Consider the following 26,244-nt stretch of genomic DNA (forward strand, 5'->3'; position numbering starts at 1 on the left):
CTGACGATCAGGCGATCAGATCGTAGAAGATGGCGGAGATGGCGATCAGGCCGATCAGCACCACAAAGAGGTTGCTGGGCGCGCCGGCGTATTTCTTCATCGCCGGAATTTTCTTGATGGCGTACATCGGCATCAGGAACAGCAGCATGGCAATCACCGGGCCGCCCAGGGTTTCAATCATGCCCAGGATGGACGGGTTGATGGTGGCGATGATCCAGCAGGTGACGATCATGAACACGGCGGTGCAGCGATCTAGCTTGGCGGAGGCGATGGTCTTGCCGCGCTGGCGCAGCTGCTTGATCACCAGGCCGTTGAAGCCTTCCTTGGCGCCCAGGTAGTGTCCCAGGAAGGACTTGCTGATGGCCACCATGGCGATGATGGGCGCAACCCATTCGATCACCGGGTTCTGGAAGTGGTTGGCCAGGTAGGACAGGATGGAGATGTTCTGCGCCTTGGCGGCGGCGAGATCGGCCGGGCTCAGGCTGAACACGCAGCTGAACACGAAGAACATCACGGTCACCACCATCATGCTGTGGGCACGGATCAGCACGCGGCTGGATTCCTGCTCGGCTTCCGCGCCGTGCAGCTTGCGCTGGTCCACCGAAAAGGACGAGATGATGGGCGAGTGGTTGAACGAGAACACCATCACCGGGATGGCCAGCCACAGCGTCTTGTAGAAGGCGCCGCTGGACAGGGCGTCGGACAAGCTGCCGGCGTGCTGGATGGCGGAGCTGTTCCACTGCGGGATCAGGTATAGCGCCAGCAGCATCAGCACGACCACGAACGGGTAAACCAGGATGCTCATCGCCTTGACGATCACCGCTCCGCCCAGGCGGACGATGGACATCAGGCCCAGGATCAATGCCAGAGAGAACACCGCGCGGGTCGCGAGGCCGTTGCCGACTTCGATGTGCAGCTGGTTGTTGAGGAAGGACAGCACCGTGTTGGTGATGGCCACGCTGTACATCAGCAGGATAGGGTAGATGGCGAAGAAATACAGCAGCGTGATCAGCTTGCCGGCGGTAAGGCCGAAGTGCTCTTCCACCACCTCGGTGATGTCCGCGCCTTCCTTGCTGCCGGACAGCACGAAGCGGGTGAGGCCGCGGTGGGCGAAGAAGGTCAGCGGCAGGGCCAGGATGGCCATCAGCATCAGCGGCCACAGGCCGCCGATGCCGGCGTTGATCGGGAGAAAGAGGACGCCGGCGCCGATGGCGGTGCCGTACAGGCCGAGCATCCAGACGGTGTCATGCTTGGTCCAGCCGGAGGAGCCGGATCGCGGTGCGGTTGAAGCAATGGCTTGAGACATGATGTGGTGCCTTCTTAAGACAAGTTTTTGCAATTACCGGGTTCGATTTCCCGCCGCCGTTTGCGGCTGCTGGCCATCGAGGAGAAGCTTGGTGCTTGCCGGGGTTCGAGTGAGCGGATCGAACCTTGTCCGGCTGACTTGCTGCTCATCGTAAGTGCTTTGTAATTAACAAGGTACACATTTAAGAACATCAGTTGATTCTAATCAAGTTAAATTTGTATCTAAACGAACAAGCGAACATGGATTCGGGTGGATTTTTTGCGCATCGCCTGAATGAATATGGAATATATTGGCAACTTTGTGCCTTTAATGAATTTATATTGGTTTAATTTTATATTTAATGGCATGAAATTTTTAATTTATTGCTGCTAGTGAAAATTTACAGACGGTGAGAATGGTCTTCGGTGATCGTTCCATATTGGAGTTTTTGCTTTAACGTGGAGTTTGCCGGAAGCGAGGGGGAAGGCCGGAGAGTGGCTGGTTTGCCGTGGCGGGTGGAGGCGTCTGCGCGCGATTTGTCAATGCATGGGGCATCTCTGTAAACGGACTGCATCTGATTGAAACGTAAAGACTATGCTTCTTGGCCGGATGCTGTGGTCTATCCGGCGCGCGGGTGGCGTGGAGCGGGTGTGGCGGCGGTCTTGCGGTTGTTGGAATTTGTTCGAAGTTGGATTGATAGCGAGCATACTTGAAGCATATTTGTTCGTATGTGAAAATAAATCCTTTCAAATGAACATTATATTTTTCGAATTGGAATCTTCAGCAAATTGACGAAAGCGGCGCGGCCGAAACGATCATGGCTGATGCCGCCAGAGCCTGGCCGACTTGCCGGCGCGACGCAGGCCGACGTCCGGGTACGGGGGCTGTCAGGCGTTTGTGCCGGGAGACATGCGGTCATGGCCGGCCATTGACTCGGATGTCAGGCAGTTGCGAGCGGTTTTATACCGATTGGGAAGACGGGCTTGTGTTGATTGTTATCAAACACAAATTTACGAAAACGAACATAAAATTTTCCTAATTTGCAAGGCATGCGAATGGTTGCCCGTTGTCGGGGAATCGCTTGCGCATCCTGGCCCACGCTTTCCTATATAAAGAGATGAAACGAAATGAGCCATTCTTCCACTCTCGCCTACGTGGTCGACGAGGCCGCCTGCAAGCAGCAGGTGCTGCGCAGCGAGCCGGGTCGCTACCTGCTCAGCGCCGCCATGGCCGGCGCGCTGATCGCCGCGGTGCTGATGGTCAGCCTCAAGCTGGGCCAGGTGTTCCTCGCCGCCGGCGCGCCCGGCTACTACATCGCCACCGCCGGCTTCTTCGGCGTGGCGCTGGTCAGCATCATTGTCTGCAAGGTGGAGCTGTTCACCAGTAATGTGATGTATTTCACCGTGGGCGCCCTCAGCGGCCGCTGCCGGGTGTGCAATCTGCTGCGCAGCTGGGCGATGGTCTACCTGGGCAATCTGCTGGGCGTGCTGGCCTTCGTCGCGGTGCTGGCCGGCGCCGGCGGCATGGGCGCGCTGCCGCAGGACCATCTGCTGTTCAATGTGGTGCAGCACAAGGTGCACGCCGAAGCGCTGGAAATCTTCTGGAAGGGCGTATTGTGCAACTGGGTGATTTGCCTGGCGGTGTGGGTGCCGATGCGGATGAGCAGCGAGGCGGCGCGCCTGCTGATCATCATGCTGCTGGTGTTTGTGTTCTTCTTTTCCGGTTTCGAGCACAGCATCGCCAACATGGCCTTCTTCGCGCTGGCCAAGCTGCAGGGCATGGAGGGGCTGGAGTGGGCCGATATCCTGCACAATATGATTCCGGCCACGCTGGGCAATATCGTCGGCGGCGCCATCGGCGTGGGCCTGGTGGTGTTCCGCCTGGAACGCCACACGCTGCGGGCGGTCTGACCGAAGGTATGGTTAGGCTGGATTTGTAAACCGTGGGTGTTCGTTTTCGAATGTAGTCGGCACGGTGTGTGATTTTTAGGCCGATTTTTATATAAGCGGTTGATAAAAATTCATTATTTTTGCTGCTGAGTTTGCTGCGGCGCAGTATGGAAAGTCGGGTGGAAGCCGGCGCGGCTTGATGAAGATCAAACGGGATTTTCGATTCCGAATGTAACATGGTTTCAATATCCAACACATTACTGGACTTAGCCAAGAAGGAGGCACCATATGGACGCCCTGACTCACGACGCTGCACAAGCCAACCCCTGGCGTGATTTCGCCGCCGGCGACTGGCAGAGCAAGGTAGACGTTCGCAACTTCATCCAGCTGAACTACAAGCCGTACGAAGGCGACGACAGCTTCCTGGCCGACGCCACTCCGCGCACCAGGAAGTTGTGGGATACGCTGGGCGTGCTGCTGAAGGAGGAGCGCGCCAAGGGCGTGCTGGATGTGTCCGCCGACCGCGCCTCCTCCATCACCGCGCACGACGCCGGCTACATCGACCAGGCCAATGAAGTGATCGTCGGCCTGCAGACCGACGCGCCGCTCAAGCGCGCCATCATGCCCAACGGCGGCCTGCGCATGGTGGAGAACGGCCTGGAAGCCTTCGGCTTCAAGATCGACCCGGTGATCAAGGAGGTCTGGGAAAAATATCGCAAGAGCCACAACCAGGGCGTGTTCGATGTCTATACCCCGGAAATCATGGCTTGCCGCAAGTCCGGCGTGATCACCGGCCTGCCGGACGCCTACGGCCGCGGCCGCATCATCGGCGACTACCGCCGCGTGGCGCTGTACGGCACCGACTTTCTGCGTAAGGAGCGCCAGCAGCTGTTCGCCGAACTGAACGACGTGGCTTTCACCGACGAAGTGATGCGCCAGCGCGAAGAGCTGTCGGAACAGTTCCGCGCCCTGGACGAACTGCGCCAGATGGCCGCCAAGTACGGCTACGACATCAGCCGCCCGGCGGCCAATGCCCGCGAAGCCATCCAGTGGGTTTACTTCGCTTACCTGGCCGCTGTTAAGGAACAGAACGGCGCCGCGATGTCCTTCGGCCGCGTGTCCACCTTCCTCGACGTGTACATCGAGCGCGATATCGCCGCCGGCGCGCTGACCGAAGAGCAAGCGCAGGAAATGATCGACGATCTGGTGATCAAGCTGCGTATCGTCCGCTTCCTACGCACTCCGGAATACGATCAACTGTTCTCCGGCGACCCGACCTGGGTGACCGAAGCCATTGGCGGCATGGGCGAAGACGGCCGTACCCTGGTCACCAAGAACAGCTTCCGCTTCCTCAACACCCTGTATAACCTGGGCCCGGCGCCGGAACCGAACCTGACCGTGCTGTGGTCGGTGAAATTCCCGCAAGGCTTCAAGAACTTCTGCGCCAAGGTGTCCATCGACACCAGCGCCATCCAGTACGAAAACGACGATCTGATGCTGCCGTACTGGGGCGACGATTACGGCATCGCCTGCTGCGTGTCGGCGATGAAGATCGGCAAGCAGATGCAGTTCTTCGGCGCCCGCGCCAACCTGGCCAAGGCGATGCTGTACGCGATCAACGGCGGCCGCGACGAGAAGAGCGGCGCGGTGGTGGCCCGCGGCTTCGAGCCTATTACCGGCGACGTGCTGACCTATGAAGAGCTGATGCCCAAGTTCGAGAAAATGATGGACTGGCTGGCCGCCACTTACGTCAAGGCGCTGAACTGCATCCACTACATGCACGACAAGTACGCCTACGAGCGCATCGAAATGGCGCTGCACGACCGCGACATCATCCGCACCATGGCTTGCGGCATCGCCGGCCTGTCGGTGGCCGCCGACTCGCTGTCCGCCGTCAAGTTCGCCAAGGTGCACATCATCCGCAACGAAGACGGCCTGGCGGTGGATTACAAGATCGAAGGCGAATACCCGGCGTTCGGCAACAACGACGACCGCGTCGACGACATTGCGGTATGGCTGACCCAGTCCTTCATGAACAAGATCAAGGCCCAGCCGTACTTCTACCGCGACTCCAAGCCGACCCAATCGGTGCTGACCATCACCTCCAACGTGGTGTACGGCAAGAAAACCGGCAACACCCCGGACGGCCGTCGCGCCGGTGAACCGTTCTCCCCGGGCGCCAATCCGATGAACGGCCGCGACGTGAAGGGCTTTGTCGCCGCCGGCGCCTCGGTGGCCAAGCTGCCTTACGATTCGGCGCTGGACGGCATCAGCTGGACCGCCTCCGCCACGCCGGACGCATTGGGCCATACCGCAGAAGAGCGCATCGCCAACCTGGCCAACTGCCTGGACGGTTTCGCCTCGGCCAATCCGACCTCGTTCTCGACCGCCGAGTGCACGCCGTTCGATTGCGAAGGCGAACGCAAGATCGCCGGCGGCGGCTTCCACGTCAACGTCAACGTGTTCAAGCGCGAAACCTTGCTGGACGCGATGGAGCACCCGGAGAAGTACCCGCAGCTGACCATCCGCGTGTCGGGCTATGCGGTGAACTTCGTCAAGCTGACGCGCGAGCAGCAGCTGGACGTGCTCAACCGCACCTTCCACGGCAAGATGTAAGCTGCCGTAGGGCGGGCAGGCCGCAGGGCTTGCCCGCGCTTCATGCATCAATGGCGGGGCCGTTCGACAGGAACGCCCCGCTTTTCACAAGATTCACCGGAGATACGGCATGACCCCACCTATTGCCGCTGACCACACCGAAGCATCCCTTAACGCCGAAACCATAGGCTATCTGCACTCCACCGAGAGCGGCGCCGGCGTGGACGGCCCCGGCATGCGTTTTGTCTTTTTCACCTCGGGCTGTCAGTTCCGCTGCCTGTATTGCCACAATCCGGACACCTGGAAGCTGCACAATGGCCGCCAGGTGACGGTGGAGCAGGCGCTGTCCGAAGTCTCCTCCTACGCGCGCTTTTTGAAGTTTGCCGGCGGCGTCACCATCTCGGGCGGCGAGCCTTTGATGCAGCATGAGTTCGTCGGCGAGCTGTTCCACCAGATCAAGCAACGCTATGGCCTGCACACCGCGCTGGACACCCAGGGTTTCCTGCACGAGCGCGTGGCGGACGCATGGTTCGACGATGTCGATCTGGTGATGCTGGACATCAAGCATTCCGACCCCGACAAATACCAGGCCCTCACCGGCCAGCCCTTGCAGCCGACGCTGGATTTCGCCCGGCGCCTGCAGCGTCTGCGCAAGAAGATGTGGATACGCTATGTGCTGGTGCCGGGCGTCACCGACGGCGACGCCGACATCGAAAAACTGGCGGATTTCGTCGCGGAGCTGGGCGATGTGGTGGAGCGGCTGGAAGTGCTGCCCTTCCATCAGCTGGGCAAGGACAAGTGGGCGCAGCTGGGCGTGGAGTACCAGCTGGCCGATACGCCGATTCCGACTGCGGAGCAGGTGGCGCATGCGCGCGCGCTGTTCGCCAGCCGCGGGATGAAGGTGACCTGAGGCGGGCGCGATGCCGTCTTGCCGCTATTGAAAAATGCCGCTAGCCCTGAACCGGGCGGGCGGCGTTTGTCTGTGCCGGGTCATTGGTGGCGGCGCGTGATTCGGATGGCGAGGACGCAGGCGAGGTCCGTCCCCCCGATGGTTTTGAAATCAGAAAGGCTGAGCGATAGATGACGATGATTTTGGAAGTCTGCGCCGGCTCGCTGGCCTCGGCGCTGGCGGCGCAGAAAGGCGGCGCGCAGCGGGTCGAGCTGTGCGACAACCTGCCGGAGGGCGGCACCACGCCTTCCTACGGCATGCTGGCGCTGGCGCGGGAAAAGCTGGATATCGATCTGCACGTGCTGATCCGGCCGCGCGGCGGCGATTTTCTCTATTCTGAGCTGGAGTGCGAGCTGATGGCGCGCGACATTGAACAGTGCCGGCGGCTGGGCATGGACGGGGTGGTGCTGGGCCTGCTCGGCGCCGATGGCGATGTCGACGTTGCGCGCACCCGCCAACTGCTGGCGCTGGCCGGCCCGCTGGCGGCGACCTTCCACCGCGCCTTCGACATGGCTCGCGATCCCGCGCAAGCGCTGGAGGAGGTGATCGCCGCCGGTTGCCGTCGCTTGCTGTCATCCGGCCAGGCGCCGTCCGCGCTGCAGGGCGCGGCTCTGCTGCGGCAGCTGCGCGAACAGGCCGGCGAGCGGCTGGCGGTGATGCCCGGCGCCGGAGTGCGGGCCGACAATATCGCCGAGTTGCGGCGGCTGACCGGCTGCCGGGAGTTTCACGCCTCGGCGCGGGCAGGCATTGAAAGCCGCATGCGATACCGCCAGCCCGGGCTTGGCATGGGGGCGCCGGGGACCGACGAATACGCGTGGCAGGAAACCTCGACAGAGGAGGTGCGCCGGCTGCTGCGAAACGGCGCGGCGGCGTAGTCTCCGCGCCTATGCGCCGCGTTGAGCGGACAGGCGGCGCCGATTGCTGCGACCGAGATAGTCAAAAAGCCTGGAATATTTACGCAATAAATGTCATAAGAATAAAACCGTCCGCCTGAAACTGGAGGAGAAGCCATGTCTGCCCGTCCCCCGCGCGCTGGTTCCATATCGCCGCCAGCAGTTGCTGCCTGCTCATCGTCAGCAGCCAGGCGCTGGCCGGCCAGGCCGCCGTCGCCGCGCCCGATCAATACGGCGCCGCGGTGGCGGCGCAAATCCTCAAGGACGGCGGCAATGCGGTGGACGCCGCGGTGGCCGCCGCCTTCACGCTGGCCGTCACCTATCCGGAGGCCGGCAATATCGGCGGCGGCGGCTTCATGACGCTGTACCAGGGCGGCAAGCCGTATTTCCTCGACTACCGCGAAACCGCGCCTAAGGCCGCCAGCCGGAACATGTATCTGGACGACAAGGGCCAGGTGGTTCCGAATCTGAGCTTGGTCGGCGCGCGCGCCGCCGGGGTGCCGGGCACGGTGATGGGGATGTGGCAGGCGCACCAGCGCTTCGGCAAGCTCAGGTGGCAGCAGCTGTTGGCGCCGGCGATAGGCTACGCCGAGCATGGCTTCACCGCGGCGCCCAAGCAATACCAGTACCGCGGCGAGGCAGTGAGGCTGTTTGCCGGCAAGACCAATTTCGCCAGATATTTCGGCAAGCTCAAGTCCGGCGAGACTTTCCGCCAGCCGGAACTGGCCGCCACCCTGAAGCGCATCGCGCGCTACGGCGCGGCTGACTTCTACCAGGGCAAGACCGCCCAACTGCTGGTGGCGCAAATGAAGCGCGACAACGGCCTGATCGGCGCCGACGATCTCAACGACTACCGCGCGCGCTGGCGCGAGCCGATCAGCATGGGCTGGCGCGGCAACATCATCTACACCGCGCCGCCGCCCAGCTCCGGCGGCATCGCGCTCTGGCAGCTGCTGGCGATCAAGCAGGACCGCGCCGCCGATTTCGCCGGCGTCGCGCATAACTCCGCCCGCTACATTCACCTGCTGGCCGAGATAGAAAAGCGGGTGTTCGCCGACCGCGCCGACTACCTGGGCGATCCGGACTTCGCCAAGGTGCCGCTGGCCGAGCTGACCGACCCGGCTTACCTGGCGCGCCGCGCCGCCGAGATCAATCCGCTGGCGATCTCGGCCACGCCGGACGTCAGGCCCGGCCTGGAAACGCGTCAGACCACCCACTTCTCCATTGTCGACCGCTGGGGCAATGCGGTGGCCAACACCTACACGCTGAATTTCGACTTTGGCAGCGGCGTGGTGGTGCAGGGCGCCGGCTTCCTGCTCAACGACCAGATGGACGATTTCAGCGCCAAGCCGGGCGTGGCCAACGCCTTCGGCGTGGTGGGCAAGGACGCCAACGCGATCCAGCCCGGCAAGCGCATGCTGTCGTCGATGGCGCCCACCATCGTCACCCGCGACGGCAAGGTCACGTTGGCGATAGGCACGCCCGGCGGCTCGCGCATCTTTACCTCCATCTTCCAGGTGCTGAACAATCTGTATGACTTCAATATGCCGCTGGCCCAGGCGGTGGCGGCGCAGCGCGTTCATCACCAGTTGCTGCCCAAGGACACCATCTTCTACGAGGATTACGCGCCGCTGACCGGCGCGGCGGCGGATGAGTTGAAGGCCATGGGTTACGCGCTGAGGGACCAGGGCTGGCGGATGGGCGACATCCAGGCGGTGAGGGTGGATGGCGAGGTCGCGGAAACCGCCTCCGATCCGCGCGGCCGCGGGGTGGGCATCGTGGTGAAATAAGGAAAATCAGCGAGAGATGGAGGGCGGCATGCCGTTCAGGGCAGTTTTGACCGATGTGGCGGATGACGCGGTGTTGGCGCAGATCGTCGCGCCGCTGGCGCAGTACAACGAAGGGCAGGCGGGGCCAAGCCATCACCGGCCGCTGGTGATCCGGCTGGAAGATGAGGAGGGCCAGGTGGCCGGCGGCCTGTGGGGCTATACCAATTTTGGCTGGCTGTATGTCCAGTTGCTGGCGGCGCCGGCCGCCGCGCGCGGCCAGGGGCTGGGCCGCCGCCTGATGGAGCAGGCGGAGGCGGAAGCCCGCGCCCGCGGCTGCGTCGGGGCCTGGGTGGACACCTTCACTTTCCAGGCACCGGCGTTTTACGAGGGACTGGGCTACCAGCGCTTCGCCGAACTGGCCGACTACCCGCCCGGCCACAGCCGGGTGTTCTACCACAAGCGTTTCGAGGCTGAGCCAGCTTGAGCGCTTGCCGGGCGGCTGGCCGCCGCTAGACAGGGCGGGTTCCAGCGCGGCCAACGCTCAATCGCGCTGGAGAACGGCGTGGCTCGCCATGCCGCGCCGCTTTCATTCGGCAAGAGAAAATCCGGGCAAGTAATGCTTGGTGATTGGTTCTAGCTTCAACTAAAACACTTAGGTAAATCTACCTTAAGTGGCTGGAGCGTACCGTGACATATCTGCTTGCCCAATTCAGCATCCGGGCCAAAATCTTCGGTCTGATTCTCCTCGGCATCGCCGCGGCCCTGATCATCGGCATCAACGGCATCATGGGCACCAGCGGCATGTTCCAACTGACCACCGACATGCACGACAATATGCTGAAACCGGTGTACTGGCTGGGCCAGGCCGGCAAACAGGCGAGCTATGTCAGCCGCGCCGACTACCGCTATATCGCCGAGAGCGAAAAGCCGGTGATGGACCAGGTGCAGGTCAACCGCGACAAGTTCGAGGCCAATATGAAGGGCTTCCTCGATCAATACCGCAAGACCGAGCTGACGCCGCCGGAGGTGGACGCGCTCAAGCGCTTCGACGCCGCCTGGGAGGCGATGAACGCGCCGTGCAAGAAAGTGCGCGAGCTGAGCTACACCGACACCGGCAACGGCGAGAACAACAAGAAGGCGCTGGCCATCATGGCCAAGGAGTGCCGGCCGTTGTTCACCGCCGCCGACGACATCCTGACCGAGCTGTCCAACATCAACATCAAGCTGGCCGACAAGGCGCTGGACGACGCCCAGGCGCAGTACCAGCGCGTGCGCGCCATGGCCATCTCGGTGCTGGTGGTGGGGCTGGTGCTGTTGACCGGCCTGGGGCTGGCGATCCAGAACGGCATCATCGGCAGCCTGAAAACCGCCGGCGAGGCGATGGTGCGGATAGGCACCGGCGACCTGAACGGCGAAATCCGCCCGCTGGGCAAGGACGAGATCGCCGGCATGATGCAGTCGCTGGCCGATACCCAGCAGCGGCTGCGCAAGACCGTGGGCGAGATCATGCGCGCGGCCACCAATGTCGCCGCCACCTCCGAGCAACTGGCGGCGTCGACCGAGCAGGTCAGCGCCAGCATCGGCCAGCAGGTCAACGCCACTTCCAGCGCGGCGGCCTCGATCGAGGAACTGACGGTCAGCATCGACCTGTGCTCCAGCAATGCCGGCCAGGCCAACGAGCAGGCCAGCCAGGCCGGCCATCAGGCCAAGGCCGGCAACCGCGACGTGCAGGATTCCACGGTGCAGGTGAAGAAGGTGAATGAGAGCGTCACCCGTTCGGCCGACAGCCTGGAGTCGCTGTCCGATCAGGCGCAGCAGATCGGCAGCATCGCCACCGTGATCAAGGATGTGGCCGATCAGACCAATCTGCTGGCGCTGAACGCGGCGATCGAGGCGGCGCGCGCCGGCGAGCAGGGCCGCGGCTTCGCGGTGGTGGCCGACGAGGTGCGCAAGCTGGCCGAGCGCACCACCGGCTCCGCCACCGAGATCACCCAGATGATAGGCAAGATCCAGGAGGGCGCGCGCGAGGCGGTGGACGGCATGCGCAGCAGCCGGCAGATCGTGGCCGACGTGGTGGTGGCGGCGGAGAACGCGTCGGCCACCATCAGCACGGTGGAGTCCAGCGCGGCGGAAGTGGTGAACGCCATCGGCGAAATCGCCTCGGCGATGCGCGAGCAGCGCCAGGCCAGCACCGAACTGGCCGGGCGGGTGGAGGCCATCGCCCAGATGTCCAAGGAAAACGGCATCGCGGTGGATGTGTTCTCGCAGGCCACCCGCGAATTGGCGATGGTGGCGGAGCAGCTGCAGCAGACCACCATGGCTTTCAAGCTGGATTGACGGCTACATGCGCTGGAACAGGTGGGCGTAGCCGCGGCTCACCTCCAGCGGCTGCGGATGGCCGCGCAATTGCAGCAGCATGCCGCGCTGGCCATCGTCGCGGCGCACCTGCTCGATGGCGTCCACCCGCACCAGGGTGGCGCGGTGCACCTGCCAGAATTCGTCCGGATCCAGCCGCGGCAGCAGCTCCTTGATGGTCATGCGGATCAGAGCCTCGCAACCGGCGGTCTGCACCCGGGTGTATTTCTCGTCCGACTGGAAGAACAGCACTTCTCCGGTGCTGATCATCCTGAGGCTGTTGCCGACCGAGGCGCGTATCCAGCGCAGATAATCCGGTTTTTCCAGCTGGCGGCCCAACTGCTGCAGTGTGGCCTGCCATTGCGCCGGCAGCGAAATCTGCCTTTGCCGCCAGCGCTGGCGGGTGCGCTCCAGCCTGTCGTCGTCCACCGGCTTGAGCAGATAGTCTATCGCCCCTTCCTCGAAGGCCTTGACCGCGTACTGGTCGTAGGCGGTGACGAATACCACCGGGTATTCGCCATTCAGCTCCACCGCGGCGGCGATGCCGCTTTGCACCGGCATGGTGATGTCGAGAAACACCAGGTCCGGGCGGTGGCGGCGCGCCAGCGCCACCGCTTCGGCGCCGTCGCGCGCCCCGGCCACGACTTGCAGCTCGGGCCATACTCTTTGCAGCGCCATTCGCAGTTGTTCGCGCATCAGGCGTTCATCGTCGGCGATCAAGGCGGTGAGTGAGGTCATTCCGGATATCCTGTCGATTGCGGTAAGGGTCAGGTCAGCGCGAATGGCAGCGCGATGGTGGCGCGGGTGCCGCCTTCCGGCCGCACTTCCAGCAGTAGCTCGGCCGCTTCGCCGTACAGCAGCGCCAGCCGCTCGCGGATATTGGCCAGCCCCATGCCCTGGCCGGGTTGTTCCGGGAAGCCGACGCCGTCGTCGCACACCGTCAGCCGCAGCCTGCCGTCCAGCACCTTGGCCTTCACCGCGACGACGCCGCCATCGGCCTTGGGCTCCAGCCCGTGCTTGATGGCGTTTTCCACCAGGGTTTGCAGCATCATCACCGGAAAGCGGGCCTGCAGCAGCGATTCCGGCACCTCCAGCCTCACCTGCAGACGTTCCTCCATCCGCAGCTGCATGATGTCGAGAAAGGCGCGCGACAGTTCCAGCTGCTGGGCCAGGCTGGTTTCGCCCGGCGACTCGCGCCACTGGGGCAGCGAGGAGCGCAGGTAGCGGATCAGCGCCTTCTGCATGGCGAGCGCGCGCTCCGGCGCGGTTTCCATCAACTGGCAGACCGAGGACAGCGTGTTGAACAGGAAGTGCGGTTCGATCTGCGACTGCAGCGCGCCGATGCGGGATTCCGCCAACTGCCGCTGCAGCGCCTCCACCTCGGCCTGCTTCTCGGCCTGCTCCGTGCGCGCCACCGCCTGCTCGGCGCGCTGCTCCGCCCTTTGCTTGCCGCCGGCCAGCACCTTGGTGAGGATGGCTGTCAGGATCAGCACCACCGTGAGCTCATGAACGCCGACGATGCCGCCCATGATCATGGCCAGCAGGCTGATCAGGGCCAGCCGGCCCCAGCTCACCTGCGCCACCCAGTCGAAAAACAGCCACCAGTAGACGCTTGCCTTCTGGCGGAGCGATTCCAGCCCGTCCAGCGCTTCGGCGTGGCTTGGCCTATTCATGATGCGCCTCCCGCTCCGATGGCTTGCCCGGCAGCGCCAGCGGCGGGCGGCGCGGACGGACAAAGATTTTGACGAAGATGGAAACCAGTATCAGCCAGGCGGCCAGGCCCGGCAGAACCAGTATGCCGCAGGCGATGATGGTCAACAGCGCCAGCAGCGCCAGCCGCCCCCAGCCGATTTCCGCCAGCCAGTCTACATACAGCTGCCAGTAGATGGCTATCTTGTGCTTGGCGGCCTCGAGGCCGGTCAGCGCTTCCGCGTGTTTTTGCTGGTCCATGTGATTCTCCCGTGTTGGTGCGTGTGTCCTGACTGTAGGAGGCGGCCATGCGCGGCGACAGCGGATTGCGACGGAATGGACGAAGCGATGGATGAAATGGCGGTTGACGGGATGGGCGGGCGGCGGAACGCCCGGCAGAGCGATCCGCCGCCATCCGCCGTTGGGCGCTTATAAGCCCAGCTCCCGCTCCAGTAGCGCCATCTCCTGTCGCCATTGCTGTTGCAACTGCGGTTTCTGGTGCTTGGGCCGGCGCGCCTGGTCCGCCGCCAGCAGGGCTTCCAGCTGGCACCAGCGCAGCCATTGCGCCTCGGCCTGAGTTGGCGGCTCGGCCGCGGCGGGCGGCGCTTGCGTCGCTATGCCTTGCCGCGGCGGCAGGTCTGCATCGGCCTGAAGCGACGCGCGAAACAGGCTGGCATAGGCGCTTTCGGCATCCGGCCATTCCTGCAGGCTGCCATCGCGCACCGCCCAGAAACGGTTGCAGCCGCGTTCTATCAACTCGCGGTCGTGCGATACCAGCAGCACGCCGCCGGCGAAGCCCGCCAACGCCTCGGCCAAGTCGCGCTTGCCTTCCAGGTCCAGGTGGTTGGTGGGCTCGTCCAGCCACAGCAGATGGTGGCTGGCCAGCGACAAGGCCAGAAACAGCAGCCGCGCGCGCTCGCCGCCGCTGAGGCTGGCCACGGTTTGGCCGTGGCGCGGGTAGGCGAAGCCGGCATTGATCAGCGCCTGGCGGCGGACGCTGTCGGGCAGCGGCGCAAGCGGGTAAATGGCGTCGCTCAGCGTGGCCCGGTCGTCCAGCTGGCGCAGCGACTGGTCGTAATAGGCGATGCGCGCCGCCGGATGCCAACCCCAGCCGGGGCCGGCCTCGCCCCGTTGCACATCGCTCCAGCATTGGCGCAGCAGCGACGACTTGCCGGCACCGTTGGCGCCCAGCAGCGCCACCCGGTCGCCCGGACGCAGCCACAATTCGCCGGTATCGAACAGCGCCGGTTGTTCCGGCGCGGCGCGCACCTTTAGGCCATCCAGGCGTATCAGGCTGTCGGCGGCCAGCGCCTGACCTTGCAACTGCAGCTTCCAGGGACTGCCGCTGCTGACGAAGGTCTGCTCGTCCTTAAGCCGGTCGACGCGCTTTTGCATCGACTTGGCCTTGCGCACCAGCTTTTCGTTGTCGTGTTCGCGGCCCCAGATCGCCAGCCGTTTGCTGCTGGCGGCGATGCGGTCGATTTCCTTTTGCTCGCCGGCATGGCGGGCCTGGGCGGCCGAGTCCATCTCGGCCAGCGCCGCCAGCGCTTGGCTGCAGGGCAATTCGAAGCTGTACAGCCGGCGGTCGCGCAGAATCCAGCTTTTGCCGGTGGCGTTGTCCAGCAGGCGAGGATCGTGCGACACCAGGATGAAGCCGCCCTGCCAGCGGCGCAGGAAGTCTTCCAGCCACAGCAGGGACGGCAGGTCCAGGTGGTTGCTGGGTTCGTCCAGCAGCAGCATATTGGGCTGCCGCAACACGGCTCGGCCCAGCAGCAGCCGGGTGTGCTGGCCGCCGCTGAGGCTGGCCACCAGGGTGTCGGCCTGTTGTTCCAGCTCCAGTTCAGCCAGCAGGCTGTCCACCCGCCAATGCTGGCGCGGTTCGGCTTCCAGCAGCGCCTGGCGCGCGCTGATGCCCGCCAGCCGCGGCGGTAGATGCTGCTCGACATGCTGCAGCCGGCACTGGCCGGCGTATTGCACCGCGCCGGCATCGGCTTCGCGGCTGCCGGCCAGCAGGCCCAGCAAACTGCTTTTGCCGCAGCCGTTGTGACCGATCAGGCCGATGCGGTCGCCCAGTTTCACGGTAAAGGAAAGGTCTTGGAACAGCGGGCCATGGCCGGCGTCCAGATGGAGGGAAAGCGCGGAAATCAGGGTTGTCATGCTCTTGCTCGCTTATGCGCGGGACGTGTCTGTCCCTGTCAACAGGAGCGCTGGCGACAACGGGTGAGTCGAGAAGGAACTCTTGGAAATGGGGAGCGCGGCTTGGCTCGAACCCGCTTATCGCAGCGCGATGGACGGCAGGCAAGAGCAGGCAAATGTGCCATAAAGGCGAGCCAACATTTTTGGGCGCGCAAACAGAACCATATTTACCTCCTTTCTTTATCAGAGGGGAAACCAGGCCGCGCAGTATAGCCGGCGGCCGGCGGGCTTGAACAGGGGGCCTGCTGCTGCCGCGCGGCCCTGGCACCCTTGCGGCCATCCGCGCGATGCCCGCGCCGGTCAGGCGAACAGGCCGGGCGGGGCGCTGTGTTCCAGTTCGAAGCGCAGCAGCGCGGCCTTCAGCGGCAGGCCGCCGGCATAACCGGTGAGGCTGCCGTCGGCGCCCAGCACGCGGTGGCAGGGCACGATCAGCGCGATCGGATTGGTGGCATTGGCGCGGCCCACCGCCCGTGCGCCGCCAGGGTGGCCAGTTGCAAGGCCAGTTCGCCGTAGCTGACTGTGCTGCCGTATGGAATGCGCCGTAGCGCCGCCCATACCTGTTGCTGGAACGGCGTGCCGGCTGGCGCCAGCGCCAGGTTGAAGCCCTGGCGCTGGCCGGCCTGGTATTCCGCCAGTTGGCGCGCTACTGAATGCAGCGCGGCGTCGTCGCGGCGGCCGGCGTGTTCGGCCAGTTGCTCCGGCGCGGGGTTGAACAGCAGCCTCAGCAGCGCGCCGTCGGCATCCAGCCAGGCGGCGGCCGGGCCGAAGCGGGTGTCCAGCAGGCCATGGCAGGCGGCGTGGGTGGTTTTCATGATTCAGTTTCGTTGGGCGAGAGGTGTGGCTATAGGATTGGCGGCATGTGCGACGGCTCGATGCGGCATCCAGCCATTCTATTTGGATGTTGGCGTTTTGCGTAGCTTGGCCGCGGGCGCGTCCTGGCGCGGCTGCCCCGGGCTCGCTCTCGCGCATGCTTTTCATGCCATCGGCCATTGTCCGGGCCAGTCGGGCAAAACCTGCGCACTCCGCAGCATCCCCGCTGGCGAGCAGTTGGCCCAGCAGCCTGCGCGCGCCTCCGCGATGCGCTGCGCCACGCGCCAGCTATCCCCGGTCAGGATGGCTTCGCGCGCCCACCGGTCTTGAGCGCTGCTCCGCCGTTCGATCAAGCCCTGCCGTTCCAGCGCGGCCAGTTGCCGGCTGATTGTCGTGTGGTCGCGTCCCGCGTGCTCGGCAAGCTCCATCACGCCCATCGGCCCTACCGCGCCGAGGCGCGCAATCAGGGGAAAGAGCGCGCGGTCGAGCGAAACGCCGGCCTCCCGCAGCTGCCGATGGCGGACGAGCCCGGCATTCCGGCGCAGGGGGTCTACTCCAGCGAGCATGCGCTGGCCTGGAGCGAGAAAATCGCCGGAGCGGATGGATTCGTCTTCGTCACGCCGCAATACAACTGGGGCTAACCGGCGGCATTGAAAAACGCGCTGGATCACCTATACCGCGAATGGCCCGGCAAGCCGGCTGTGATCGCGAGCTACGGCGGGCATGGCGGCGGCAAGTGCGCTGCCCAGCTCAGGCAGGTGGCCGACGGCCTCAAGATGCGCGTCGCGGCGACGATGCCTGCCCTTGAGTTGTCGGAGGAGGCGATGCGCAGCGGCCAGCTCGAAGCGGGCCGTGAATTCGCCGGGCAAGCCGCGACCGTCGAGCAGGCGTTCGACGAACTGGCCAGCCTGCTGCTGAACGAGGGCGCTTGAGCCAAAGGGCTTGCGTTGGGCGGCATTGCCCGATGCCGGTCCGCAGCCGGTTGATCGATGATGCTGACGGGCTGGAGCAGCGGGCGTACTGTGGCGCTTTGACTTGTTTGGCGACATCGGCTGCATGGGCGATGTCTGAAAATTCATCCCAATCAGCCGCCGACCGGGCGGTTTGACGCCAGGGCTCCCACTGATGGACACGATCATTCGCCGGGCGCTTGCCCGGGATCTGGACCAAATCGTGCAACTGCGAATGCGCTTGTTCGACGATGCGGTCGATTTGAACGGCTGCCGACCAGACGCTGAGATGTTGCAAGTCACCAGAGACTACTTTCAGCAGGCTTTCGACAGCGACGACTGCGCCACCTGGGTGGCCGATAGGGCGGGACGGGTAGTGGCGCTGGGGTCGTTGGTGGTGTTTGCCCGACCGCCCTATCCGGGCAATGCGGCCGGCAAGGAGGCCTACCTGCTGAATATGTACACCCTGCCGGAACAGCGGCGGCAGGGCTTGGCGCAGGCCATTCTGCGCGAAGCGATGGCGCACGCCGGGGAAAAGGGCTATGCCAAGGTTTGGCTGCATGCCACCGAGGATGGCCAGTCCCTGTACCTGTCGGCGGGCTTTTCCGCGTCGGACAAGTATATGGAATGGCAACCGGCGTGAACGCATGCGCGGATGGCTGGGCGCGCGGCCGGCCGGGTTCTGTCTAAACCGCCATGACTAAGGACGATGGATGACTTTCGCCGCTGATGCCGTCATCGCGCTGGTCGCGTTGCTGCATGTTTATTTTTTGGCGCTGGAGATGTTTTGGTGGGACAAGCCGCTGGGGCTCAGGGTATTCGGCATGACGCCGGAGCAGGCGCGGGCGACCAAGGCGCTGGCGGCCAACCAGGGTCTTTACAACGGTTTTTTGGCGGCGGGTTTGCTGTGGGGGTTGAGCCAGGGAGCGGCGGGCGCGCAGATCAAGGCGTTTTTCCTGCTGTGCGTGCTGGCGGCGGGCGTGTACGGCGCGGCCACCGCCAGCCTGAAAATCCTGTATATCCAGGCGCTGCCGGCGGCGATAGGCCTGGCGCTGCTGTGGCTGGCCTGAACGGCTGAACGGTTTCTCCTTGCCGTGCGCGGCCTGCCTATCCCGTCGCCTCCAGTTCACGCAAAAAGCTCTCCAGCACCAGATTGGCGCGCCTCCCCTTGCGGGTGGCCAGCGCCAGCGGCACGTCGTAGCGGTATTGCTGCGGCAGCAGCGGGCGCAGCATGTCCTGCGCCACCCAGCCGGCGGCGAAGTGGTCGGGCAAGTAGCCGATGTAGCGGCCGGTGAGAATCAGGAAGGCGATGCCTTCGCGGTCGGTCGCGGTGGCGGTGGCGTGGAGCCGCTGTTGCTGCGCTTGCGCTTCCGGCGGCAGCCGGTAGATGGGGGCTACCGCATCGGCATCGGTGAGGTCCGCGTCGGCGATGGCGCTGTCGGCGCGGCCAAACAGCGGATGCTCGCGGCTGCAGTACAACAGCGAGCGCTCGTCGTACAAGGGCAGGTAGTCCAGCCCGGACAGGGGCTGGATCAGCGGCACCACGCCGGCGTGCAACTGGCCGTCCAGCAGGCCGGTTTCGATGTCGCTGGGCGTCATCATGCCGATGTTGACGCGCACGTCGGGGCCTTGCTGGCTCAGCGCGCGCAGCGCCTGGGTGATGCGCATCCTGGGCAGCGTCACCAGGTTGTTGACGATGCCTATGCTTAATTCGCCGCGCAACTGGCGGTGCAGCAGGTTCACCTCGCCGCGGAAGTCCTCCAGCGCGGCCAGCAGCGTGTGGCTGGCGCGCAGCACTTCGCGGCCCTCGTCGGTGAGGGAGAAGCCGGCGCGGCCGCGCTGGCACAGCCGGATGCCCAGCCGTTTTTCCAGATCGCCCATCTGCAGGCTGATGGCGGAGCGGCTGATGCCCAGCACGCCTTCGGCGGCGGAGAAGCCGCCGCATTCGGCCACGGTGCGGAACAGCCTGAGCAGCCGGATCTCGAAATCGCTGACCTGGCCCAGCGCCGGTTTGCGGTTCATATAGTTAAGTTAAATTGAATCTGAACATAAGAAAGATAGCATTTAACTCACTCAATGTCCGGCGCATGCTGTGGCCATACTCCTGCCACAGGTGCCCTGCGATGAACCCCCAAACCACCCGCACCCCTTTTGAGCTTGCCGACCTCGATCTGCGCGCGCACTGGATGCCGTTTACCGCCAACCGCAATTTCCAGCAGGATCCGCGCCTGATCGTCGCCGGCGAGGGAAACTACCTGACCGACGCCGACGGCCGGCGGATTTTCGACAGCCTGTCCGGCCTGTGGTGCTGCGGCGCCGGCCACAGCCGCCAGGAGATCGCAGAAGCGGCCTACCGCCAGCTGTCGACGCTGGACTACTCGCCGGGTTTCCAGTTCGGCCACCCGCTGTCGTTCAAGCTGGCGCAGCGCATCGCCGGCATGGCGCCGGCCGGACTGGATCATGTGTTCTTCACCAATTCCGGATCGGAATGCGCCGACACCGCGGTGAAGATGGCGCGCGCCTACTGGCGGCTGAAGGGCCAGGCCTCCAAGACCAAGCTGATAGGCCGCGCCCGCGGCTACCATGGTGTCAACATCGCCGGCACCAGCCTCGGGGGCATCAACGGCAACCGCAAGCTGTACGGCCCGCTGATGGATGCCGACCACCTGCCGCACACGCTGCTGCCGGCCAACGCCTTCAGCCGCGGCCTGCCGGAAAACGGCGCGGAGCTGGCCGACGACCTGTTGCGGCTGATCGAGCTGCACGATGCCAGCAATATCGCCGCCGTGATCGTGGAGCCGATGGCGGGCTCCGCCGGGGTGATCGTGCCGCCGCAGGGCTATCTCAAGCGGCTGCGCGAAATCTGCGACCAGCACGGCATCCTGCTGATCTTCGATGAAGTCATCACCGGCTTCGGCCGAACCGGCGCGCTGTTCGGCGCCGACTATTTCGGCGTGACGCCGGACATCATGAACCTGGCCAAGCAGCTGACCAACGGCGCGTTGCCTATGGGCGCGGTGGTGGCTAGCGGCGAGATATACGACACCTTCATGGCGCAGCGCACGCCGGAATACGCGGTGGAGTTCACCCATGGCTACACCTATTCCGCCCATCCGGTGGCTTGCGCCGCGGCGCTGGCGGCGCTGGACCTGCTGGAAAACGAAAACCTGGTGGCGCGCGCGGCGGAACTCGCGCCGCATTTCGAGCGCGGCATCCATGGCCTGAAGGGCTTGCCGCAGGTCGCCGACATCCGCAACTGCGGCCTGGCCGGCGCCATCCAGCTGGCCGCGCGCGACGGCGACGCCATCGCGCGGCCGTTCGAGGCGGCGATGCATTTGTGGCGCAAGGGCTTCTATGTGCGCTGCGGCGGCGATGCGCTGCAGTTCGGCCCGCCTTTCACCGCCACGCCGCGGGAGCTGGACAGCCTGTTCGACGCGGTAGGCGAAGCCATCCGTCAGTTGGGCTGAGCGAGCCATTCCCTGAATACCCGTTTCTGAAAGACAAGCACCATGAGCACACTGAAACATCTGATCGACGGCGAACTGCAAGGCGGCGGCAGCCGCGCCGCGCCGGTCTACAACCCTTCCACCGGCGAAATCATCCACCAACTGGCGCTGGCCGACGCCGGCACCGTGGCGCAGGCCATCGCCGCCGCCCAGGTGGCCTTCCCGGCCTGGCGCAACACTCCGGCGGCCAAGCGCGCCCAGGTCCTGTTCCGCTTCAAGCAGCTGCTGGAGCGGGACGAGCGGGAAATCGCCGCGCTGATCAGCCGGGAACACGGCAAGACGCTGGAGGACGCGGCCGGCGAACTGAAGCGCGGCATCGAGAACGTGGAGTACGCCTGCGCCGCGCCGGACATCCTCAAGGGCGAGTACAGCCGCAATGTCGGCCCCAGCATCGACGCCTGGAGCGATTCCCAGCCCTTGGGCGTGGTGGCAGGCATCACCCCGTTCAACTTCCCGGCGATGGTGCCGCTGTGGATGTACCCGCTGGCCATCGCCTGCGGCAACACCTTCATTCTCAAGCCGTCGGAGCGCGACCCCAGCTCGACGCTGCACATCGCCCGCCTGCTGCACGAAGCCGGCCTGCCCAAGGGCGTGCTCAACGTGGTGCACGGCGACAAGGAAGCGGTGGACGCGCTGCTGGCCTCGCCGGAAATCAAGGCGATCAGCTTTGTCGGCTCCACGCCGGTGGCCGAGTATATCTACGCCGAAGGCGGCAGGCGCGGCAAGCGGGTGCAGGCCTTGGGCGGCGCCAAGAACCACGCGGTGATCCTGTCGGACGCCGATCTGGACAACGCCGCCAGCGCGCTGATGGGAGCGGCCTATGGTTCCTGCGGCGAGCGCTGCATGGCCATTTCCGTGGCGGTGTGCGTAGGGGAGCAGACGGCGGACGCCTTGGTGGCGCGGCTGCTTCCCCAGATCAAGGCCTTGAAGGTGGGGCCGGGCACCTCGCCGGGCCTGGACATGGGGCCGCTGGTGACGCGCGCCCACCTGGACAAGGTAAGCGGCTATGTCGCGGACGGGGTCGCCGCCGGAGCCAAGCTGCTTGTGGACGGCCGCGGCATCCGGGTGGCGGGCCATGAGGACGGCTTCTTCCTGGGCGGCTGCCTGTTCGACCATGTCACGCCGGACATGCGCATCTACCGCGAAGAAATCTTCGGGCCGGTGCTGTGCGTGCTGCGGGTGGGCAGCCTGCAGCAGGCCATCGCGCTGATCAACGCCCACGAGTACGGCAACGGCACCTGCCTCTTCACCCGCGACGGCGAGGCGGCGCGGCGGTTCGCCGATGAGATAGAGGTGGGCATGGTGGGCATCAACGTGCCGCTGCCGGTGCCGGTGGCCTACCACAGCTTCGGCGGCTGGAAACGGTCGCTGTTCGGCGACTTGCACGCCTACGGCCCGGACGGCGTGCGCTTCTACACCCGGCGCAAGGCGGTGACCCAGCGCTGGCCGCAAAGCGCCAGCCGCGAGGCCTCGCAGTTCGCCTTCCCCAGCCTGTAAGCCTGAGACCCCGCCCGCACCGGGCGGGGCGACTTGCCTGCCAGTGTCATCTTGGGCTCCGGCGGAAGATAATCGCCAACTGTCCCTATCAGGCAAAAAACGCCAGCCGAACCGATGCCCGACGCCACCCTGAAAGATTGCGAACCCATGCAGAAACAACACTGGCCGATCCGCCGCCTGAAGCCGCAGGACATCGCGCCGGATTGGCTGGACGGCTTCGAGCGGCGCCAGCTGGTGGACCTGGTGTACCGCGCCGCGCCCGGAGGCGGCAGGCTGGCGCTGGCGGAGCCCTTCGTCGACGACTGGTCGAATGAGGAGAGGCGCGGGCTGTGTCGGGAACTGGCGCGCATCGCCGCGCGCGGACTGGTGCTGGAGGCCAGGCTGCAAGGGCGGCTGGCCGGTTTCGCCGCCATCGCTCCCGAACGGCTGGGGCCGGAAGGCGACTATCTGCAGCTGACGGAGTTGCAGGTGGCGCGGAGCTGGCGCGGCCGGGGACTGGGCCGCGCGCTGCTGCAGGCCTGCGCCGCCGGCGGACGGGAGCTGGGCGCAGGCAGGCTGTATGTCTCCTCGCATTCTGCGATAGAAACCGTGGCGTTCTACGAGCGCTGCGGCTGCGAGCCGGCGCGCTGGCTGCATCCGGCCCAGTTGGAGCGGGAGCCGTTCGACTGGCAGATGGAACTGAGTCTGGCGCGGGATTGAGCGCGGCCGCCCGGCGGCAAGGCCATGCCGGTGTGCTACGGCGGGGTGGTTCCCTGATGTCTTCCCGCGACAAGGAGCCGCCATGTCCCACACCATATGTCTGCACCGCGTGCTGCGCGCGCCGCCCGAACGGATCTACCGCGCTTTTCTCCTGCCGGCGCCTAGCTGGAGCTGGTGGCGGGCGAACGCATCCGCTACGCCAACAGCTTCGACGATCCTGATCTGTCCGGCAGCATGACCGCCACCGTCATGCTGACGCCAGCATCGTGCGGCGCCGAGCTTGGCATCGTGCAGGAGGGGATTCCGGACGCGATTCCGGCAGAGTAGTGCTAGCTGGGCTGGCAGCAGTCGCTGTGCCAGTTGGCGGCGCTGGCGGAGCCGGACATCCCGGGCTGAGGCGGGCGGGAAAAAGCCGGGCATGGCGCCCGGCTTCGTCGTTGCGCGGCGCGCTCAGTTGGCCGGCGCCCACGGGGCGCCGGCGCTGGGCACATTGCCCTGCGTCCACCACTTGGCGCAGTACTTGCCGCCCTGGTAGCTGACGCAAGCGCCGCCGGAGTAGGCCGTGCTGGCCGACCACGCTTGCAGGCCGCCGCCTTGCTGCTGCCATACCGCCGCCTGGCCCGGGGTATCGCCCTGGGTCCACCATTGCGCCTTCCAGCTGGCGCCGGCGTAGCTCACGGTATTGCCGGCGTTGTAGACCTGGCCGGTCGACCAAGGCTGGCCGTTGACCGGGCCGCCGCCGCCGGTGTCGCCGCCGCCGTAGCTGGGGTCCTGGGTGACGCCGCTGCCCCAGTGGTCCTTGAAGCCCTTGAACACATTGCTGAAGGCGTAAGGCATCTGCACGATGCCGGAACACTGCGCGTCGACATAGTGGCCGTTGTTGGGGCAAGACTTGTCGCGGCTGATCGACCACATCGACAGCAGGCCGATGCCGTTGCTGTTGGCCATGCCGTAGAGATCGCTGGCGTTGGCCACGGTGAAGGTTTCCGGCTGGGTGTCGTTCAGGCCCACCATAGGCGTCACGCCCACCTTTTGCCACAGCTGGGCGTCGGTCAGCGTCTGGCCGTGCGCCTTGTAGGCGGCGTCCAGCTGGGTGTACAAGGCCTGCGCCGCCTGCTTGGCCGCCAAACCCATGTTCGGATTGTTCTGGCCGTAGTCCATCGCCATGATGTTGACCGCGTCCAGCGCCACGCCGTTGCCCAGCGCCGAGTTCAGCACGTTCTGGCCGTCCTGGGTCAGGCCGAAGGGCATGGCCGGCAGGGTCAGCGACACATGCAGCGTCTTGCCCTTGGCCTTGTAGCTCTTCTGCAGCGCCGCCACTACCGAGAAGTTGCGCTGATTGGCGGCGGCGTCGGTCTGAGCTCCGCCTTCGATATCGAAATCGATGCGGCTCAGTTGATAGGTGTCCAGCACGGTCTGGTAGGCCGCCTGCAGGCTGGCGTTGTTGGTGCAGGCCTGTTGCAGCGGGGTGCCGTTGGCGCCGCCGAAGGACACCATCACTTCGCCGCCCTTGGCGCGGAAGTTGTCGATGCCGCTCTTGATGGCCGAGAGCTGCTGGTCGGCTGCGCTGCCGGGAATGGCGAGCACGCCGCCCCATGATGGACTGCAACCGCCCTTGGCGACGACGAAGGCCAGCGTGAACTGCTGGATGCCCTGGTTGACGCCTATCTTGTCTATCTGCGGCGTCGGCCACAGGGTGACGTCGACATAGGGGGCGAACGCGCGGGCTTGCGCGCCGGGGCTGGCAAGGGCCGCCAGCGCGGCGGCCAGGGTGGTGATAGAGGCTAGGGTTTTCATCACGAATTTCCTCCGGCGGTGCGCAGCAAGCTCGGCATGGCGGCCTGGTTTGCGCAGTGAATGGTTTATAAATTTGCCGACATTTGTCAGCAAATGCTAAATATACCCATCTGGAGTAAAAACTCAATAGAAAACAGATGCTATCTTTTGATGTGTCGCAAACCGTGCGCATCGGCTGCCGTATCGATAGATGCTGGCGGCAATCGGAGGACGTTCTGGGATGGGGGGCGGGCAGAAAGACGGCAGGCGGCGCCTGCCGTCCATTCCGCTCAGTCCAGCGGCCAGGGCATGGACTTGGGCGGGGAGGGGGCGGCATCCGTTTCTGCGACGGCGGGCGCGATGGCTACCGTATCGACTTCGCGCCACCACGGCGTCGCCTTGTCCGCGTGGGACGGTTCGACGGCTTCGCCCAGGCGGGGCATCAGCAATTGGACATTGCGCTGGGCGCTGAGGCTGAGCAAGGTTTCCGCCGGCTGGTCCCAGGCGTGCATCGCCAGATTGAAGGTGCCCCAGTGCACCGGCAGGAAGGCGCCGCCGCCCAGCAGGTCCAGCGCCTTCAGCGCATTGTCGGGGCCGAGGTGGATGTCGCCCCAGGCCGGGTGGTAGGCGCCGACTTCCAGCATTACCAGGTCGAACGCGCCCAGCCTGTCGCGGATGACGGCGAATTCGTCGGTGAGGCCGGTGTCGCCGCTGAAGAACACCGAGTGGCGAGGGGTGCGGATGGCCAGCGACGACCATAGCGTGGCGTTGCGGTCCTTCAGGCCGCGCCCGGAAAAGTGCTGCGACGGCGTTGCCGTTACGGTCAGGTCGGCAGTCGGGTGGCGGTAGCTTTCCCACCAGTCCAGCTCGGTGATACGCTGCGGCGCCACGCCGAAGGCCTCAAGGTGGGCGCCGACGCCCAGCGAAGTGACGAAGGGAACGTCGCGCTTGGCCAACTCGCGTATGGTCGGGTAGTCCAGGTGGTCGTAGTGGTCGTGCGAAACCAGCACCAGATCGATGGGCGGCATCTGGCGCAGTGGCACCGGCACCGGCTGGAAGCGCTTGGGCCCGGCCAGCCGGGAGGGCGAGGCGCGCGGCCCCCATACCGGATCGGTCAGCACCCGCAGGCCGTCTATCTCCAGCAATACCGTGGAATGCCCCAGCCAGGTGGCGCGCAGGCCGGAACCGGGCAGCTTGCGCCAATCGTCCAGGGGATTGTGCGCCGGCAGCGGCCCGCTTGGCACGCGGCGGTCGCCGCCGCAGAGGAAGTCGCGCAGCGAGGGCATCTGGACATTGGGGTCGCGCAGACCGGGCGCGATCGGGTGCAGATTGCGAAAGCCCTTGTCCGTCCAGAGAGGGGAGGACTTCATTCTTTCCAGGCGCAGG

At 65.2% G+C, this 26,244-nt stretch carries 22 protein-coding genes and 2 pseudogenes; 14 read left to right on the top strand and 10 right to left on the bottom strand.

Annotated elements, in window-relative coordinates; all coding sequences use genetic code 11:
* Window positions 1–7: 7 nt before the first annotated feature.
* The gene (locus BI344_RS21395) at window positions 8–1,306 is read right to left on the bottom strand and encodes an HAAAP family serine/threonine permease (RefSeq protein WP_071114819.1); all 1,299 of its coding nucleotides are present in this window, start codon (window positions 1,304–1,306) and stop codon (window positions 8–10) included.
* A gap of 1,106 nt (window positions 1,307–2,412) precedes the next feature.
* Here BI344_RS21395 and BI344_RS21400 point away from each other — a divergent pair.
* The 7 genes from BI344_RS21400 to BI344_RS21430 all read left to right on the top strand — a co-directional run bounded on the left by BI344_RS21400 (window position 2,413) and on the right by BI344_RS21430 (window position 11,717).
* Window positions 2,413–3,195 carry a formate/nitrite transporter family protein gene (locus BI344_RS21400; protein ID WP_071114820.1) on the top strand — a complete coding sequence of 261 codons (783 nt, stop codon included), beginning with the start codon at window positions 2,413–2,415 and terminating at the stop codon, window positions 3,193–3,195.
* A 267-nt stretch (window positions 3,196–3,462) separates the two neighbouring features.
* The gene (gene pflB, locus BI344_RS21405) at window positions 3,463–5,790 is read left to right on the top strand and encodes a formate C-acetyltransferase (protein ID WP_071114821.1); all 2,328 of its coding nucleotides are present in this window, start codon (window positions 3,463–3,465) and stop codon (window positions 5,788–5,790) included.
* A 109-nt stretch (window positions 5,791–5,899) separates the two neighbouring features.
* Window positions 5,900–6,679: a pyruvate formate-lyase-activating protein gene (gene pflA, locus BI344_RS21410; protein WP_071114822.1), complete on the top strand. Its 780-nt coding sequence runs from the start codon at window positions 5,900–5,902 to the stop codon at window positions 6,677–6,679.
* A 170-nt stretch (window positions 6,680–6,849) separates the two neighbouring features.
* Window positions 6,850–7,593, top strand: coding sequence for a copper homeostasis protein CutC (locus BI344_RS21415; protein ID WP_071114823.1), 744 nt, complete (start codon window positions 6,850–6,852; stop codon window positions 7,591–7,593).
* Window positions 7,594–7,787: 194 nt separating this feature from the next.
* Window positions 7,788–9,401 (top strand): gamma-glutamyltransferase, encoded by a 1,614-nt coding sequence (gene ggt / locus BI344_RS21420; RefSeq protein ID WP_277620474.1) that lies wholly within the window; start codon window positions 7,788–7,790, stop codon window positions 9,399–9,401.
* 28 nt (window positions 9,402–9,429) lie between these two features.
* Window positions 9,430–9,864, top strand: a complete 435-nt coding sequence (locus BI344_RS21425) for a GNAT family N-acetyltransferase (RefSeq protein ID WP_071114878.1) — start codon at window positions 9,430–9,432, stop codon at window positions 9,862–9,864.
* 203 nt (window positions 9,865–10,067) lie between these two features.
* On the top strand, window positions 10,068–11,717 hold the full coding sequence (locus BI344_RS21430; RefSeq protein ID WP_071114825.1) for a methyl-accepting chemotaxis protein: 1,650 nt from the start codon (window positions 10,068–10,070) through the stop codon (window positions 11,715–11,717).
* Between the two features lie 3 nt (window positions 11,718–11,720).
* Here the strand turns inward: BI344_RS21430 and BI344_RS21435 are convergent, their stop codons facing one another.
* From BI344_RS21435 to BI344_RS26230, 6 genes and pseudogenes are all read right to left on the bottom strand, one after another.
* Entirely contained in the window at window positions 11,721–12,473 is a 753-nt protein-coding gene (locus BI344_RS21435; protein WP_071114826.1) for a LytR/AlgR family response regulator transcription factor, read from the bottom strand.
* A gap of 29 nt (window positions 12,474–12,502) precedes the next feature.
* Window positions 12,503–13,408, bottom strand: a complete 906-nt coding sequence (locus tag BI344_RS21440; protein WP_071114827.1) for a sensor histidine kinase — start codon at window positions 13,406–13,408, stop codon at window positions 12,503–12,505.
* Complete coding sequence (locus BI344_RS21445; RefSeq protein WP_071114828.1) at window positions 13,401–13,685, bottom strand: hypothetical protein; 285 nt, start codon at window positions 13,683–13,685, stop codon at window positions 13,401–13,403. Before BI344_RS21445 ends, BI344_RS21440 begins: the two co-directional genes overlap by 8 nt.
* Window positions 13,686–13,853: 168 nt before the next feature.
* A complete protein-coding gene (locus BI344_RS21450; protein ID WP_071114829.1) occupies window positions 13,854–15,581 on the bottom strand; it encodes an ABC-F family ATP-binding cassette domain-containing protein in 1,728 nt (575 codons plus the stop codon).
* A 339-nt stretch (window positions 15,582–15,920) separates the two neighbouring features.
* Window positions 15,921–16,432 (bottom strand): annotated as a pseudogene (locus BI344_RS25925) (methylated-DNA--[protein]-cysteine S-methyltransferase).
* Between the two features lie 162 nt (window positions 16,433–16,594).
* Window positions 16,595–16,996 carry a MarR family winged helix-turn-helix transcriptional regulator gene (locus BI344_RS26230; RefSeq protein WP_083370329.1) on the bottom strand — a complete coding sequence of 134 codons (402 nt, stop codon included), beginning with the start codon at window positions 16,994–16,996 and terminating at the stop codon, window positions 16,595–16,597.
* Between BI344_RS26230 and BI344_RS21465 the strand changes: the two are divergent.
* From BI344_RS21465 to BI344_RS21475, 3 genes and pseudogenes are all read left to right on the top strand, one after another.
* Window positions 16,946–17,362 (top strand): annotated as a pseudogene (locus BI344_RS21465) (NADPH-dependent FMN reductase). The gene BI344_RS26230 and the pseudogene BI344_RS21465 sit on opposite strands and share 51 nt — an antisense overlap.
* 193 nt (window positions 17,363–17,555) lie before the next feature.
* On the top strand, window positions 17,556–18,023 hold the full coding sequence (locus tag BI344_RS21470; protein ID WP_071114832.1) for a GNAT family N-acetyltransferase: 468 nt from the start codon (window positions 17,556–17,558) through the stop codon (window positions 18,021–18,023).
* Window positions 18,024–18,093: 70 nt separating this feature from the next.
* The gene (locus BI344_RS21475; protein WP_071114833.1) at window positions 18,094–18,450 is read left to right on the top strand and encodes a DUF1304 domain-containing protein; all 357 of its coding nucleotides are present in this window, start codon (window positions 18,094–18,096) and stop codon (window positions 18,448–18,450) included.
* A gap of 37 nt (window positions 18,451–18,487) precedes the next feature.
* On the opposite strand, the gene BI344_RS21480 is transcribed toward BI344_RS21475, so the two are convergent.
* The gene (locus BI344_RS21480) at window positions 18,488–19,402 is read right to left on the bottom strand and encodes a LysR family transcriptional regulator (RefSeq protein ID WP_071114834.1); all 915 of its coding nucleotides are present in this window, start codon (window positions 19,400–19,402) and stop codon (window positions 18,488–18,490) included.
* A gap of 101 nt (window positions 19,403–19,503) precedes the next feature.
* On the opposite strand from BI344_RS21480, the gene aptA reads away from it, so the two are divergent.
* The 4 genes from aptA (at window position 19,504) to BI344_RS25580 (ending at window position 23,409) form a co-directional block, all read left to right on the top strand.
* Window positions 19,504–20,847, top strand: coding sequence for an omega-aminotransferase AptA (gene aptA, locus BI344_RS21485; protein WP_071114835.1), 1,344 nt, complete (start codon window positions 19,504–19,506; stop codon window positions 20,845–20,847).
* Window positions 20,848–20,889: 42 nt separating this feature from the next.
* Complete coding sequence (locus tag BI344_RS21490; protein WP_071114836.1) at window positions 20,890–22,383, top strand: CoA-acylating methylmalonate-semialdehyde dehydrogenase; 1,494 nt, start codon at window positions 20,890–20,892, stop codon at window positions 22,381–22,383.
* A gap of 114 nt (window positions 22,384–22,497) precedes the next feature.
* A complete protein-coding gene (locus BI344_RS21495) occupies window positions 22,498–23,082 on the top strand; it encodes a GNAT family N-acetyltransferase (RefSeq protein WP_083370330.1) in 585 nt (194 codons plus the stop codon).
* Between the two features lie 174 nt (window positions 23,083–23,256).
* The gene (locus BI344_RS25580; protein ID WP_239690876.1) at window positions 23,257–23,409 is read left to right on the top strand and encodes an SRPBCC family protein; all 153 of its coding nucleotides are present in this window, start codon (window positions 23,257–23,259) and stop codon (window positions 23,407–23,409) included.
* 123 nt (window positions 23,410–23,532) lie between these two features.
* On the opposite strand, the gene BI344_RS21505 is transcribed toward BI344_RS25580, so the two are convergent.
* A complete protein-coding gene (locus BI344_RS21505) occupies window positions 23,533–24,879 on the bottom strand; it encodes a chitinase (protein WP_071114837.1) in 1,347 nt (448 codons plus the stop codon).
* A gap of 269 nt (window positions 24,880–25,148) precedes the next feature.
* Window positions 25,149–26,228 (bottom strand): MBL fold metallo-hydrolase, encoded by a 1,080-nt coding sequence (locus tag BI344_RS21510; protein ID WP_241499433.1) that lies wholly within the window; start codon window positions 26,226–26,228, stop codon window positions 25,149–25,151.
* Window positions 26,229–26,244: the final 16 nt, after the last annotated feature.

Source organism: Chromobacterium sphagni, from assembly GCF_001855555.1.
GTDB classification, from domain to species: Bacteria; Pseudomonadota; Gammaproteobacteria; order Burkholderiales; family Chromobacteriaceae; genus Chromobacterium; species Chromobacterium sphagni.